A 13,576-nucleotide genomic window follows, 5' to 3' on the forward strand; every position below is an offset into this window, starting at 1 on the left:
CTATGTCAACAATTTAGTTTGGTGAAACAACACCATTACCGCCACCGTTTGCACCTACTGCTGGCGGTGTTGGTGGAGCAATCGCTGGCGTGCCAGGTGCAGCAGACGCAATACCGGCCGCTGTCGCTTGGGCAAATTGAGTCGGGTCAATTCCCGAAAGTAGTGCTGCCGTTGTAATTAACTCGTCCGCAATCCCTTCTTCACGAGCGATGGCAGCGATTTGTTCCGCAAGTTCAGGGGCAATTTCAAAAGCACTTTGAATACTAACCTGAGGGTCGACATTGTCGCTGCGCAGCAATATCGTCAAGATATCGAGTACGATGTCTGGATTCGACTTATACACAATCACAACCTCTTCACGAGTCGGATTTTCACCTAATTGAGAGGTCACCGTATCAGTAGCAGCCAGTGAACTAACCGAAAAGAGTGACGTTAGTATTAGCGTTAAGCGAGATAATGAAGTCATTTATTCTTCCTTGTGATTAATAATCAATTAAGCCGCAACAATCATGGTTTGCATGCAACCACTATCGCTCGACCTAACCGTTGATATTCGTTTGGCATTTTTCATGCGTGGTATTGTTAAACGCGAGCAAGCGACACATACGCTCTGCCCCTGGCGAATAAGTGAGTAGCCGAGACAGTTCCTCTCGGTATTTCCACTTCAAAGCCGTAGTTAAAAAGCTTGTACTTAGTTCAACCCGTTGCTGGCTGTCTAACTGGTTCCAACGACTAAACCCAACATCAAACTGCGCAAAAAGGGTTAACGGCATATTCGGCCCAAAACGTTGTGCTAACTTAACTTGTTCTACGCGACTGTCTGAAGGCTCGAGTTGAGCCAACTCAAGATAGGTCGCGTACCAAGTAGGACGAGTCCTAATGCTCGATAACAAGTATTGTTTTGTCAGCTCTGCCTCTTTGTCTGTCAGCTGCTTGTACGATTGCCAACTTAGCGCTTTAGCTGCCAGCTCATACTCGTAACCACCAGCAAAAGTCGAAGACAACATACTAGCAATCACGGCATTATCGTCGGCCACGCTAGACTCATTCACGCGCTCGCTGTTGTGGGAGTATCGGTTCAGTGAAATTTCCAAACCGCTCACGTGCAAACTGTTAATCAGTTGGCTACTGGCGAGAAAGATGACAATAACTGCAAGCGCTGCAATGGCGAGTGTCTTGTAATCGAGTAAGTGCTTAACCTGCATTTTGGTAATTACGTTTTGCCGAGAACTTTTCTTTAAGCAGTAGCCACGCAAAGGTTGAGTTGGTCACTAAATAACGTTTCCACATGCGGCGCGGCTCTTGAATCACACGGTACAACCATTCTAACCCTGCGTTTTGCATCCACTCAGGTGCACGATTCACTTTACCGGCTACCACGTCAAATGTGCCACCCACACCCATAACGAAACTCACACCTAAACGGTCACGCCATTTGTTGATGAAGTTTTCTTTCTTCGGTGAAGTGATCGCAACAAAAAGCAGTTGTGCGCCAGATTGACGGATTTGCTCGACAACCGCTTCTTCATCGTCCCAGAAGTAGCCATGATGAATGCCCGCAATCTTTAAGTTTGGATGCTGCGCTTGCATTCGCTTAGCCGTTTCTTCGACAACTTCTTGTTTCGCGCCTAAATAAAACACCGAAAACGACTCTTGCTCTGCCATCGCATTGAGGTTGTGAAACAAATCCACACCCGCAACACGTTCTGGAATCTTGTGGCCAAGTGCTTTTGCACCCCAAACCACACCCATACCATCAATATTGATGATGTCACACTCAGTGACGCTGCGAGCTAATTCTGCGTCTTTACGCATGTTAACGAGCTTGGCAACATTCACCACTACGTGTTGGGTGAAGTTACCACTTAATATTTTGCTTCTAATATCAGCAACGGTTTCTTCCATTGTGGCTTGATCCATTGGAAAGCCGAGAAACTCAATACGTTTCATTATTCCCTAACCTTATTCTACGGTAGTTATTTTTAGGTTTCTAAAGTAGATTTCATTCTTCGATTCAATGTCTCGATGACGATACATGCCAATCTTCAAATAGTGTTGATAGTTGTTATGCATATTCTTTCCAGAGAAATTAAATTGAATACCATTGACATGAACTGCCAACTTTCCATCATTTCCCTCTGACCACAAAAACTCAAACTTCAGTGTGTTCCACATACCTAAGTAAAAGGGCAATACGGTCATTTCCTCACCATAAATTAAACCGAACGTTGAACCTGGACCTGAATAGAGTGCAACTAGTGGGCTGCGGCCAGGAAAGTTTTCCCAAGTTTCACCAAGCGCTGGATCTGGTTGATCGTGCCACTGAGAAAGAAGAAACCAGCGACCTTCGGGATCGGAAGGAAAGTATCGTGGAATATATATTTGATACTCATAAGTGACTTTGTCTCCCGTACTAAAAGGGTAGTTCACCGTAAGTTCTGAACGTATTCCATTGTGTATTTTGTCCTGACAACCTTGAATCACAAACTTCAGTTTGTCTTCCAACGGGATAATTGTTTTGTCATAAACAGCTTCAAGCCTCATAAACTGGGTAAGCCCCCGAGCATTGAGCGAATTGGCAACATTTTCTATTTGTTGTTGAGTGGTACTTGCGTTGATGGTGAAAGAGAAAACAAAACACAGACTGACTAATATGCGCTGAAACGCTTTTCTCCTAACACTTATCATAGATCTCTCGCCACTTTGGTAGAATCACTTGAGAAGTGAAATTGTTCTGATAAATAGTCAATGCATGAGCGGTAACATCCTTAAGTTCATCAGGTTTAGACAAGACAAACTCGAGCCTGTCACGGATCTGCGTTACATTTCCCGGGTCAACCAAATAACCCGAATAGCCATCTCTGATAACCTCAGGAATGGCGCCAACTGGCGTTGTGATAACTGGAATCTGGCTACCCATAGACTCAATCAACGTCATAGGTAGGCCTTCGTTGTACGCAGGTAAGATCATTACGCTACATGAGTGCAGTAACTCACTTTTCTTTTGCTTATCGACCCAACCGTGAACTGTAATTTTGTCTTGAAGATTTAGCTCCTTAATCAACGATTCCACTTTATCGTTTTCACCTGCTCCACAAAGATGTAGGTGGTATTCACAACGCATCTGCGCACACGCGTTCAACAAGTCGTAAATCCCTTTACGTTGAATGAACGCGCCAAGAAACAAAATATCTTTAGAATTCTTATCTGACTCTAGCTCAATAACATCTACGTAGTTGTTGATCACCGAAACATCTCTACCGGATATCTCTTTCACATACTCTTTCCATCCATCAGAGAGCGTGACAAATGCATCTACGTTGTTGATGAGCCAAATGATTAACTTCTGAGTTAATTTTCCACGCGTAGAGAAGTATTGCTTAAACTCTGAACCATGTAAGTGCACTATGGTTGAATTCGAAAATAGCTTAGCGATGATTACAAACGTCAACTTGCGCCAGAAACTGCCTTTATACGACATATGGCAATGAAGAATTAAGTGCTTGTTAGTCATTGATAACCAAAGCAAACGGAAAATACCGTTAATAAATAAGCCCAGATCTTCAAACTTACTTTTACCACGGTGTGTGACTAATCGTGTATGGATAGAAGTGTCAAATAAGCCGTTTTCTTCATAACCTTTAATCACCGAATCTATTCCACCCGGTGCCGCTGTGCCAACGGACACTATGTGTTTTTGCATTAATCAAATTTCCAGATATGACGTTGAGAAGATGAGGAACCATTAAAAGAAATAACCTTGCCAGGGTTACCGACGACAACGGCGTTATCAGGCACATCTTTAGTAACGACCGCGTTAGCACCGATTACTACGTTATTCCCTATGGTGATGCCTCCTAAAACTACAGCCCCTGTTCCAATGTAAACATTGTCTTTTATAGTAGGAAACTGGTTATTCTTACCCGCTATAGTGACACCATGAACAATTGTCGCGTTGCTACCGATGGTCACATTTTGCCCCCATGACGTTGCAAATACGTGGTACATCGCGAAACCTGGCCCGACATTCGCACGATAATTAACATCAGTGGTATAAACTCTTTTGTAATACATATACATGAGTTTAGGCAGAATTCTAATGATAGGATTCGAGTCAAAGTGCTTCGCAACACGCATCCAAAATACAAACTTAAATCCTTTACGAAACAACAAGTCTCGCAAAAATATCTTGAAGCTGACCGTGCCATTGTGTCGATACAAATCAGACTTCACTAAATACGTTAAACTATGCGTTTGCACTGACAACCTCATCAATTACAACCAAATATTGACTCGCGATCTCAGCCTCTGAAAAATCCTTGGAGCGAGTAATTAGCGATTCCTTTGGGACCAAAGGACTGTGTGTTTCTTGCAAAATTGCCCCCGCTAAAGAATCGCTGTCACCTACGCTGACGAGTCGACCGTACTTGCCATTTTCCAAGATCTCCGCTGGGCCGTAATTACAATCCGTCGATACCACTGGCAATCCAAGTGACATCGCTTCAACAATTACGTTACCAAACCCTTCCCATGCAGAGCTCATTACGAACATGTCGGCCTCACGGTAATAGTCTTCAACCTTGTCGGTATAACCTGCGAAGGTCACTTTATCTTGAATGTTGAGCTGCTCAATGACGGCTGTGACTTTGGCAAATTCACTCTGACTAAAAATCCCACCAACGATCGTTAAGTGGTAATCGCCCGTTTCGTTCAGCTTTGCAACCGCTCGAATGAGGGTTGAATAATCTTTAGGTTCTGCCACGCGACCCACAGCAACCAGTTGTTTGGTCATATTAGCGTGCTGTTCTTTGATTGCATTGACGGCAAAAGAACGCACAGGGTTGTAGATTGTCTTTACTCGACGAGTACTACCCATCAATTGTGCAACTTGACCTGACAACCCCTTGGAAACACAAATGACAGATGTCGACAAACGGTAAAGATAAGATACATAAGACTTTAATATCAGCTTCTTTAAACGACTCTTATTCTGCCAATGTTCGAAAAGAGATGCGTGCTCTGAAACAATGACTCTCGAACTCATTCCGCACAAGGAAGCAGAGAGAATTGCTGCAGCATTGGTATCTGTATACGCAGAAATAATAACGTCTGGTTGTTCTTGCTTGATAAACTTGGCAAATGGGACAATGGATTTCATTGTCCTTGAAACATTCAAATTATGAACGCGGTGACCATCATCAATGGCTGTCTTCACGTTCTCACTATTCACGTGATCGACGACAAAACAAATTGATACGCCATCACGCTTACTAAACTCTCTCGCGAGTGAAAGAAATACTTGCTCAGCTCCGCCAAAACCGAGCTTGGATATCCGGAAAAAGATCTTCACTTTTTCAACCACCTTTTCAATGTCCTGTGAGTATTTGGGAAACCAAGGATTATTTTCTTTCGATACGAGACATTTCTATCAAAGATATAGCGAACGAATAACTTAAAAAATTCCAGTCGAATTTCATTTGGAACTTTAGTCCCTGTTTGGCAGCGATAAAAAAGATAGGCGAGGTTGATTTTTAAGTAATCCATATAACGTTCATCGATGTTGTTTAATGATGTATAAAACGACATCAAGTTATCAAAGTAATCAGGTTTGATATTTAACGTGGCACCATTTTGATTCAACCTATAGCCATAAAGAGCTTTGTTTATATGATAAATTGAGCGAACGTCTTGATAGATATTTGTAAAAAGCATTAAATCTTCACAAAACTTTACGCCGTCTGGGAACCTTTTGTTGGAGAAAAATTCTCGCTTGATAACTCTCAACCAAGGGTACCAAACCGAACGTGAGTAAATAGTATCTCGAATACAACTCGCGTCATTGAGACCAAATTTTTGGTAAACAAATACTTCTGGCGACTGTTCAACATTCTTATCTTGGGAAAACGTTTTAAAGCCAAACTCAATCACATCTGGCGAATGAGTTTGAATCGCTGACAGTACACTTTCCACGTAGCCATCGAGTAGCATGTCATCAGAGTCAAAAAATGTGACATACTCTCCGCTCGCAATTTCTAGAGCTAAGTTACGAGCACGGCTTACACCACCGTGTTCTTGTCTGAGTAGCGTAAGAGCACCTGAAGTAATTTTATCTTGGTAGTTTTCAACAATAATGTCGTAACTGGAATCTGGTGACCCGTCATCAACAACTATCAACTCTACTTTTGGGCTTTCTTGAGAAAAATACGAGTCAAGAGCTTGCTTGATATAGTCTTCAACATTATAGACAGGCATAACAATTGTGAGCAGTTTCATGATTTAGTTCCTAATGTGTACATCGCTAAACTGTATGCCTGCTTGGGGTTTGTAAATATATTCCTAAATCCATAACAACCGTAAAAAAATATCCCTCTCGTATCTTTAAAAAACATGTAGAGTAAAAAATCAGCCATAAAATAAGAAAGTACAGACACAACCGCTGCGCCTTCAATTCCGTATTTAGGAATACATAAGAAGTTCATCGACACACTAAATACAGCAACAACAGCAGATTTAATAAACTCGTACTTACCTAGCCCTTGAATAATTAGCAATCTTGAGTACAAAGCAGCTGGGAATATAAACACCCAACACCAAACAGAGATAGCGAGTACATCACCAGCACCCTGGTACTTTTCTCCATAAAGCACGTAGATGATGTAATCTGAAAACACACTGACACCTGACGCTAAAATCAAAGAAAGAACGATAAGGATGATCGTCAATCCTCGGATAAAATCATCAAACTTCTCATCCTTGTCAAAATATAGGTTTGACAACGAAAGATAGAATGTCATCGTAATAATATGCCCAAGAAAAACCAGTTGCATAACCAGTTTCGCGGCAGAGCTGTACATCCCAACACTCGTCTTATCTAGCAAGTGTGAGATAATTAAAATGTCAGCTTGCATGAATATAGGAAACAAAATAGACGAGCCAATCAAAGGGATGGCTTCTAGCAGCAAGGCTTTTGCCCTAGCAAAGTCAAACCGTACACCTTTGAATACGAAAGGTTGTGTCGAACGAATGAACGCCCCGAAAAGCCACACAAATTGCACGGCAGCTTGGACAGGGATAAATAAGACAACCCAGTAATATGGTAGGTCCATCCAAATTGCTACTGCCAGATAAGCCAATGCGACAAAACGAGAGATTAATGCCGATTCACCAAGCTTTCTAGGTTGATTAACTGCTTGAAAGTACAACCTAAGTACGGTGGCCCGCGCAAAATAGGTAGTCAATGACACGGCAAGATAAATGATGAAGATATCGTAATCAATTTGGCCTTCAGCAGAAATCCAAAGTACCGCATACACAACGAGTGAATAACCAACCCACCCCATTGTTTGCATGACAAACACTGTCAGCAGATAGCTGAAATTTGTAGGATCTTTGGCGGTATCTCTAACAACAATATGATCAAGCCCAAGCACAACAAGAAACGAAACCGTAGCGGATAACGCTTGAACATAACTCAGCTTACCTAAGTTTTCAGGTCCAAACATACGTGCAACGACTATGACGCTCACTAGTCCAAAAGCTACTTTAGTTATATTCTCTGTTGCGTACCATGCCGCTTTTTTTAAATTATAAATCTTAGACATTTAGATTTCTTGCCCTGTAGAAATGATTGGTAGCGATACAAGAAACTAAAATAAACAAATACCACAATAAGTTAGTAGAAAATAAAAATGTAGTTTCCGTTACATTGTGTAAGGTAATAAATAGAAATAGCGAAAAAAGCAAAACAAAACCTTTTTCTCTTATTAAACAAAAAAGATTTATTCCCGTATTTATTATGTACAGTGTGAATAAAAACAAACCAATCAAACCGATTGAAATGATAAGGTCAATGTAACCACCGTCAGACGCTGCCAATGATTCCACCCAAAGAGGGTTGTCGGTAAAAAGGTCGGTGTAATATATTTCAGAAAGCTCCCCTTTGCCCCATACCGCATTGAAACCAAATCCGTACACTGCATTATTTTCTGCGTGCAGCAACATAGTCAGCCACAATTTCCCCCGACCAGTCAGCAACTCTTCGTCCATTGAGTAATACAGATAGTCGAGTACTTCAAATCGGTATAAAGCCAGCATCAAAAAAGCAAAGCTCAGCAGTAAAAATGAAGTAATCTTTATTGGCACAACCAACTCAAACTTGTTACGCCCACCAAACTGATACGCGGCTAAACTCACCGTTGAACAGACAATAAAGAGCGCAATCGACGTTTTTGACATAGACAACATAAGAAGAAAGAGTGCTGCCGCAGAAAATATCATCGACACCTTGCGTCTGTTGACCAGAAAGTCATAGCAACAAATCAACAAACTCAAGCTCATCACTAAACCAAAGTTGTTTTTATGGTTATAGAAACCAACCATACCAGCATCGCTAAAGGCATTTCCCTTTAAAACAAGCAACGAAAGTAAATTGATGCTAACGACAACATAAGCCGTGATAGTGAGTGCTCTTAGAAGCGTATTGAGACTAAACGTAAAAGCGATCAGTACTCCGCTCATAAGCATCATCATTTGAATTATGGCTTCTTCAAGGCTTTTATACACCCAAGATGACCACAATACACTAGCAAAGCACCAGGCAAGAACAATAACCAATTGATAGTTATTCATCACCTGTTTAACGATGACTGGAACAAACCTGATACAAAACAGCAAATAAACAAGTAATGTTGCGAGTAAAACCTTTCTGTCAAACAGGTTGTGGCCAACAAAAAGGAAAATAAGAGATACTAATAAAACCCCTTTAACTAGGTTATCCGTATTAATTCTTTCAAGGTTCATTTTATCTCGGTACTTCAGATAACAGTCAGGGAAAACAGAGGGCCACTTTGGCCCTCAGATTCGTTTGGACTTGGTTAGACTTACATCAAACCACGAGTATCAATAACAACTTTACGCGCCAATTCCGACTTATCTGCCGCTTTGAACTGACGGTGATCAACTAGTACGACGATAACATTCGCTCGCTCCAGCGCAGATTCGAACGTTTCCAAAGTAATGTTTTTGTCAGCTAGCTTATTCGGTAGACATTTGATATTCGGCTCAACAGCAATTAGCTCCCCAACCTCACGCTCAACCAATTCCTCAACAATCTGTAGTGCAGGGCTTTCACGCAAGTCATCGATGTCAGCTTTAAACGCTAAACCAAGGCAAGCAATCACCGGGCGCTTAAACTCATTCGCCGCTTTCTCTACTTGTTCGATAACATGGTAAGGTTTTGCGTCGTTGATCAGACGCGCTTGACGAATTAGCTTCGCTTCATCTGGCGCGCTATCAACGATGAACCAAGGGTCAACAGCAATGCAGTGACCGCCGACGCCCGGACCTGGGTTTAGGATGTTAACGCGAGGGTGGCGGTTCGATAGTTTGATCAGCTCCCACACATTGATCTTCAGTTTCTCACAGATGATCGAAAGCTCGTTAGCAAACGCAATGTTCACGTCACGGAACGAGTTCTCTGTCAGCTTGGCCATTTCCGCGGTACGCGCGTTGGTAACAATACATTCACCACGCACAAACGTTTGGTACAGCTCAACGGCTCTAGCACTACACGCAGCAGACAGACCACCAATTACACGGTCGTTCGACACAAGTTCCTGTAGAACGTAGCCAGGTAGAACCCTTTCAGGACAGTGCGCAACTTTGATGTCTGCACCATCACCTGCGTCTTGTGGGAAAGAAAGATCCGAGCGCATCTCTTTTAGCCAGTTGGCCAGTTTCTCAGTGGCACCGACTGGAGACGTTGACTCAAGAATCACCAAATTGCCCTTTTCCAAAACAGGGGCAATCGCTTTTGCTGCGGCTTCAATGTATGACAGATCCGCTTGGTGCTCACCGTTTTCGCTGTGCAGGAAAGGGGTTGGGACTGCAACCATAAAAGCATCGGCTTTTTCTGGTGTAGTGGTTGCACGTAAGTTACCTGTGGCAACCACACCTTTTACAACAATGTCTAAGTCCGGTTCGACGATATGAATATCACCAGCGTTGATGGTATCAACCGCATGCTGACTGACATCAACACCCACTACTTTCATGCCACGCGAAGCAACGACTGCTGCTGTCGGTAGGCCAATGTACCCTAAGCCAATTACCGATACGGTATTAAAAGACATAACGTCACCTTAAATATCAAACTGAAATAATTAAATTTTGAGAAAGAGAAAGAATTTGGTCTATCAACCAAAGTAAACCGACTTAGAATCGCTCTTTGATAATATCGACGATACGTGCGCAAGCTTGTCCGTCACCGTATGGGTTGTGAGCGCGGCTCATCGTTAAATAAGCGTCTTGATCATGAAGCAAGGTTTCTACTTCGCGAACAATGACATCCTTATCCGTACCAACCAGTTTTACCGTCCCTGCCGATACCGCTTCAGGGCGCTCTGTTGTGTTACGCATTACCAATACGGGTTTACCGAGCGACGGCGCTTCTTCTTGAATACCGCCAGAGTCGGTCAAAATAATATGCGAGCGATTCATTAGATAAATGAACGATAGGTACTCTTGAGGCTCAATTAAGTGGATGTTGTCGACATCAGAGATCAAGCGATTGACCGGCTCTTGAACATTTGGGTTTAAGTGCACTGGATAAACAATTTGGCAATCAGGATTGTTGACCGCAATTTCTTTCAGTGCCTGACAGATGTTTTCAAAGCCGCCACCGAAGCTTTCTCTGCGGTGTCCTGTTACTAAAATCATTTTCTTACGAGGGTCGATTAGGCTGAACTTCGCATCCAACTGTCGAGACAGCTCCGAGTCGTTTTCCAGTTTGTCTTTGACGAGTAACAAAGCATCAACCACGGTGTTACCCGTAATGTGTACGCCGTCAATTATGTTTTCTTGTTTTAGGTTCTCTACCGAAGTGCGCGTTGGCGTGAAATGCAGTGTCGCCAAAGCGCCCGTTAGTTTACGGTTACCCTCTTCAGGCCAAGGGGAGTAGATGTTTTGCGTTCTTAACCCCGCTTCCACATGACCAACAGCAATTTGTTGATAATACGCAGCCAAACTCGCCGATAATGTTGTCGCAGTATCACCATGAACCAAAACGACATCTGGCTTAAACGACTCCAAAATAGGCTTCAGGCCCAGCAAAATTCGGCTGGTAACATCATTTAGAGACTGACCCGATTTCATGATATCGAGGTCAAACTCAGGCTGAATTTCAAATAGTTCAAGTACTTGGTCAAGCATTTCTCGGTGCTGAGCGGTCACGCAGACTTTTGAGTCGATACCCTCAGCACTATCCAACGCACGTACTAACGGTGCCATTTTGATAGCTTCTGGACGGGTGCCAAAAACCGAAAGTACTTTAATCATTGAGTTCATTTTCTTTCCTTAACTGGTTGCATGCGAGTATGCGGCGTACTCGGTGTAGCTATGCTTCCCTTTCTTGGGAACTTGTACTTGATTCAGTATCACGCCATCAGCAACCACTTTGTGTTTGGTAAATAACGTCATGGTGTGGCGATATACAGAACGAGTCGTGCTGTTGGCTTTCACCACCAAAATGATACCGTGGGTCAGTTGTCCGACTAAGAATGAGTCTTTAACTGGTAGTACTGGTGGCGTATCAATGATGATGCGGTCGTACTGCTCAGATAGACGTTTGATTAGGTTCTTAAACGCTTCGCCGCTTAATAACTCTTGCGGGTTTGCCGCGACCATACCTGCGGTCAGTACATCTAACTTCGTACCTTCAATACGCGTGATACAGTCTTTGATGGGCATATCCATTACAAGGTGGTTTACTAGCCCCGGGTGGCTATTTGGCAACAAGAAACGCTGGGCGATAGAAGGTTTACGCAAATCACAATCGATAAGCAAAACATTCTCTAACTTGGCAAAAGAGAGTGCTAAGTTCACCGATGTGGTTGTTTTACCTTCACCTGGTACAGAAGACGAAATCGCGAGCACTTTTCGTTGTGCGTGGCTGAGCATTAATGAGGTACGGATCGAGTCTAATGATTCTTGGAATACCGCAAACTTCTCTTCACCGAAAACTCGGAAGTCAAGCGGGGCTTTCTTAAAGCGCTTGTCTTTCACCGCTGGAATCGTCCCCGTCGGTAACAACCCAAGTTTGTTCTCAAAGTCACGGCTTGACTCTATGGTATTGTTGAAAGCATCAAGGCAAATGCAGATCACCACGGCCATCCCCATGCTGGCAACAAATGCCATCGCGACGATCAGTTTTTTATTTGGCTTGCTTGGATTCTGAGGAACCATCGCATAATCACTAAAGCGGGCGTTGGCAGCGCTAAAGTCACTGGTTGCAGAAGTTTCTTTCTGACGGGTTAGGAACAAGTCGTACAGTTTGGCGTTGGTGTCAACTTCGCGTTTCAGTGCATCGTATTCTCTTTTCACCACACTTAACGACTGAAACTCTTCCTTCTTCTCAAGCAATTCTGCTTTTAGCAGTTGCTCTTGGTTGACTGCGCTAGATAGTTCTTTCTCAATACCATTAACTAACTTTTTAACAATTGAGTCAGCACGACGTTGAATCGACTCCAGTTGAGCACGGGCCTGAATCATCTTGTCATGCTTTGGTCCGTATCGTTTTGACAGCTCACTCACCACTTTTTCGGCTTGCGATTCTGCCAATCGAATATCGCGAATTTGAGGGTGATGAGAAATCAGCGAGATAGAAGATAGCGTCGCAACATCTGTCGATTTATTGTTCTTTAATGCATTGAACAGCGCTTGAGTTTCAATTCGCTTCTCGGTTGCTTGAGCAATGCGGTCAGTAAGATTTGACAGTTCTGAACTGGTTAACGCCACAATACCGCTATCATCAATCAGCTTTTGCGCTTCCAGAAACTGCAGCAATGCTTGTTCTGAGCTATCCAACTTGCTCTTCAACTCTGCAAGTCGCTGGTTAATCCAACTGGTCGCTTGTTCAGTTGCAAGTAATTTTGACTCGAGATTGTTTTCGATAAAGGACTGGCCGACTTCATTGGCAATTTTGGCAGCCAATGCAGGATCTTCTGATTCAAAACTGATATTTACAAGCTGAGTTTTTCGGATAGGTGAAATCGTGAGCTTTGACTTAAATGTTTTTAGAACACTGCGATTTAGTGCCTCTTGCTCTGCTTTCAAATCGACTTCAGCAACGTCTTCTTCAGGGAAAAGAGTTCTGATTAACGGCCATTGCTTCACGGATTGCTTAAGCTCCTCAACGGCTGATGGTTCTTCAATAGACATCGCCGGATTGAACTCTGCAACTTGGGTGAGGTTGAGTTTATCGATAACGCGCTGCGCAACATGGTTAGATTTCAGAATTTCAAACTGAGTCTGGTAGTACTCTTTAGCTCTGGTATCGATCCCGACAACCTCTTCGATAGAAATTGCCTTTTTCTGAGACGCTTCAATAAGCAACGTTGCGGTTGCGGTATATGTAGGAGTAATTGACAAGGCGAACAGTACAGCGATAGCAGTACACAAAGTGGTGAATGCAGCTATCGATAACCAACGTGACTTGACTAAATGATAGTAATAACCAAGATCGATGGTTCGATCTTGGTTAGGTAAATCCGCATTGGATTGAGTTAACATGCTAGATAAT

The 13,576-nt window shown here is 43.0% G+C and carries 13 protein-coding genes; all 13 read right to left on the reverse strand.

Annotated features, from left to right (window positions below):
• Positions 1-13 precede the first annotated feature (13 nt).
• Positions 14-466 carry a hypothetical protein gene (locus tag AKJ31_RS11335; protein ID WP_053409210.1) on the reverse strand — a complete coding sequence of 151 codons (453 nt, stop codon included), beginning with the start codon at positions 464-466 and terminating at the stop codon, positions 14-16.
• Positions 467-539: 73 nt separating this feature from the next.
• Positions 540-1,205, reverse strand: a complete 666-nt coding sequence (locus AKJ31_RS11340; RefSeq protein ID WP_053409211.1) for a hypothetical protein — start codon at positions 1,203-1,205, stop codon at positions 540-542.
• Positions 1,195-1,950 carry a WecB/TagA/CpsF family glycosyltransferase gene (locus AKJ31_RS11345; protein WP_053409212.1) on the reverse strand — a complete coding sequence of 252 codons (756 nt, stop codon included), beginning with the start codon at positions 1,948-1,950 and terminating at the stop codon, positions 1,195-1,197. Before AKJ31_RS11345 ends, AKJ31_RS11340 begins: the two co-directional genes overlap by 11 nt.
• Before the next feature lie 12 nt (positions 1,951-1,962).
• The gene (locus AKJ31_RS11350; RefSeq protein ID WP_053409213.1) at positions 1,963-2,688 is read right to left on the reverse strand and encodes a heparin lyase I family protein; all 726 of its coding nucleotides are present in this window, start codon (positions 2,686-2,688) and stop codon (positions 1,963-1,965) included.
• The gene (locus AKJ31_RS11355) at positions 2,675-3,703 is read right to left on the reverse strand and encodes a glycosyltransferase family 4 protein (RefSeq protein ID WP_053409214.1); all 1,029 of its coding nucleotides are present in this window, start codon (positions 3,701-3,703) and stop codon (positions 2,675-2,677) included. Before AKJ31_RS11355 ends, AKJ31_RS11350 begins: the two co-directional genes overlap by 14 nt.
• Positions 3,703-4,260: a serine O-acetyltransferase gene (locus AKJ31_RS11360; RefSeq protein WP_245639052.1), complete on the reverse strand. Its 558-nt coding sequence runs from the start codon at positions 4,258-4,260 to the stop codon at positions 3,703-3,705. Before AKJ31_RS11360 ends, AKJ31_RS11355 begins: the two co-directional genes overlap by 1 nt.
• Positions 4,247-5,350 carry a glycosyltransferase gene (locus AKJ31_RS11365; RefSeq protein ID WP_053409215.1) on the reverse strand — a complete coding sequence of 368 codons (1,104 nt, stop codon included), beginning with the start codon at positions 5,348-5,350 and terminating at the stop codon, positions 4,247-4,249. Before AKJ31_RS11365 ends, AKJ31_RS11360 begins: the two co-directional genes overlap by 14 nt.
• Positions 5,347-6,273, reverse strand: a complete 927-nt coding sequence (locus tag AKJ31_RS11370; RefSeq protein WP_053409216.1) for a glycosyltransferase family 2 protein — start codon at positions 6,271-6,273, stop codon at positions 5,347-5,349. The genes AKJ31_RS11365 and AKJ31_RS11370 overlap by 4 nt, the downstream gene beginning before the upstream one ends.
• A complete protein-coding gene (locus AKJ31_RS11375) occupies positions 6,270-7,601 on the reverse strand; it encodes a flippase (RefSeq protein WP_053409217.1) in 1,332 nt (443 codons plus the stop codon). The genes AKJ31_RS11370 and AKJ31_RS11375 overlap by 4 nt, the downstream gene beginning before the upstream one ends.
• Complete coding sequence (locus tag AKJ31_RS11380; protein ID WP_053409218.1) at positions 7,594-8,799, reverse strand: O-antigen ligase family protein; 1,206 nt, start codon at positions 8,797-8,799, stop codon at positions 7,594-7,596. Before AKJ31_RS11380 ends, AKJ31_RS11375 begins: the two co-directional genes overlap by 8 nt.
• 80 nt (positions 8,800-8,879) lie before the next feature.
• Positions 8,880-10,130 (reverse strand): UDP-N-acetyl-D-mannosamine dehydrogenase, encoded by a 1,251-nt coding sequence (gene wecC, locus AKJ31_RS11385; protein ID WP_053409219.1) that lies wholly within the window; start codon positions 10,128-10,130, stop codon positions 8,880-8,882.
• Positions 10,131-10,212: 82 nt separating this feature from the next.
• Positions 10,213-11,343: a non-hydrolyzing UDP-N-acetylglucosamine 2-epimerase gene (gene wecB / locus AKJ31_RS11390; protein WP_053409220.1), complete on the reverse strand. Its 1,131-nt coding sequence runs from the start codon at positions 11,341-11,343 to the stop codon at positions 10,213-10,215.
• Positions 11,344-11,352: 9 nt separating this feature from the next.
• On the reverse strand, positions 11,353-13,566 hold the full coding sequence (locus AKJ31_RS11395; protein WP_053409221.1) for a GumC family protein: 2,214 nt from the start codon (positions 13,564-13,566) through the stop codon (positions 11,353-11,355).
• Between the last annotated feature and the right edge of the window lie 10 nt (positions 13,567-13,576).

The organism is Vibrio hepatarius (assembly GCF_001274785.1).
In the GTDB taxonomy this organism is placed as follows: domain Bacteria; phylum Pseudomonadota; class Gammaproteobacteria; order Enterobacterales; family Vibrionaceae; genus Vibrio; species Vibrio hepatarius.

Bases quoted from the DNA above. Each gene is read 5' to 3' on its own strand.
- AKJ31_RS11345 (WP_053409212.1), bottom strand. From the start codon at position 1,950: ATGAAACGTATTGAGTTTCTCGGCTTTCCAATGGATCAAGCCACAATG.
- AKJ31_RS11350 (WP_053409213.1), bottom strand. From the start codon at position 2,688: ATGATAAGTGTTAGGAGAAAAGCGTTTCAGCGCATATTAGTCAGTCTG.
- AKJ31_RS11375 (WP_053409217.1), bottom strand. From the start codon at position 7,601: ATGTCTAAGATTTATAATTTAAAAAAAGCGGCATGGTACGCAACAGAG.
- wecC (WP_053409219.1), bottom strand. From the start codon at position 10,130: ATGTCTTTTAATACCGTATCGGTAATTGGCTTAGGGTACATTGGCCTA.
- AKJ31_RS11335 (WP_053409210.1), bottom strand. From the start codon at position 466: ATGACTTCATTATCTCGCTTAACGCTAATACTAACGTCACTCTTTTCG.
- AKJ31_RS11340 (WP_053409211.1), bottom strand. From the start codon at position 1,205: ATGCAGGTTAAGCACTTACTCGATTACAAGACACTCGCCATTGCAGCG.
- wecB (WP_053409220.1), bottom strand. From the start codon at position 11,343: ATGAACTCAATGATTAAAGTACTTTCGGTTTTTGGCACCCGTCCAGAA.
- AKJ31_RS11355 (WP_053409214.1), bottom strand. From the start codon at position 3,703: ATGCAAAAACACATAGTGTCCGTTGGCACAGCGGCACCGGGTGGAATA.
- AKJ31_RS11380 (WP_053409218.1), bottom strand. From the start codon at position 8,799: ATGAACCTTGAAAGAATTAATACGGATAACCTAGTTAAAGGGGTTTTA.
- AKJ31_RS11395 (WP_053409221.1), bottom strand. From the start codon at position 13,566: ATGTTAACTCAATCCAATGCGGATTTACCTAACCAAGATCGAACCATC.
- AKJ31_RS11370 (WP_053409216.1), bottom strand. From the start codon at position 6,273: ATGAAACTGCTCACAATTGTTATGCCTGTCTATAATGTTGAAGACTAT.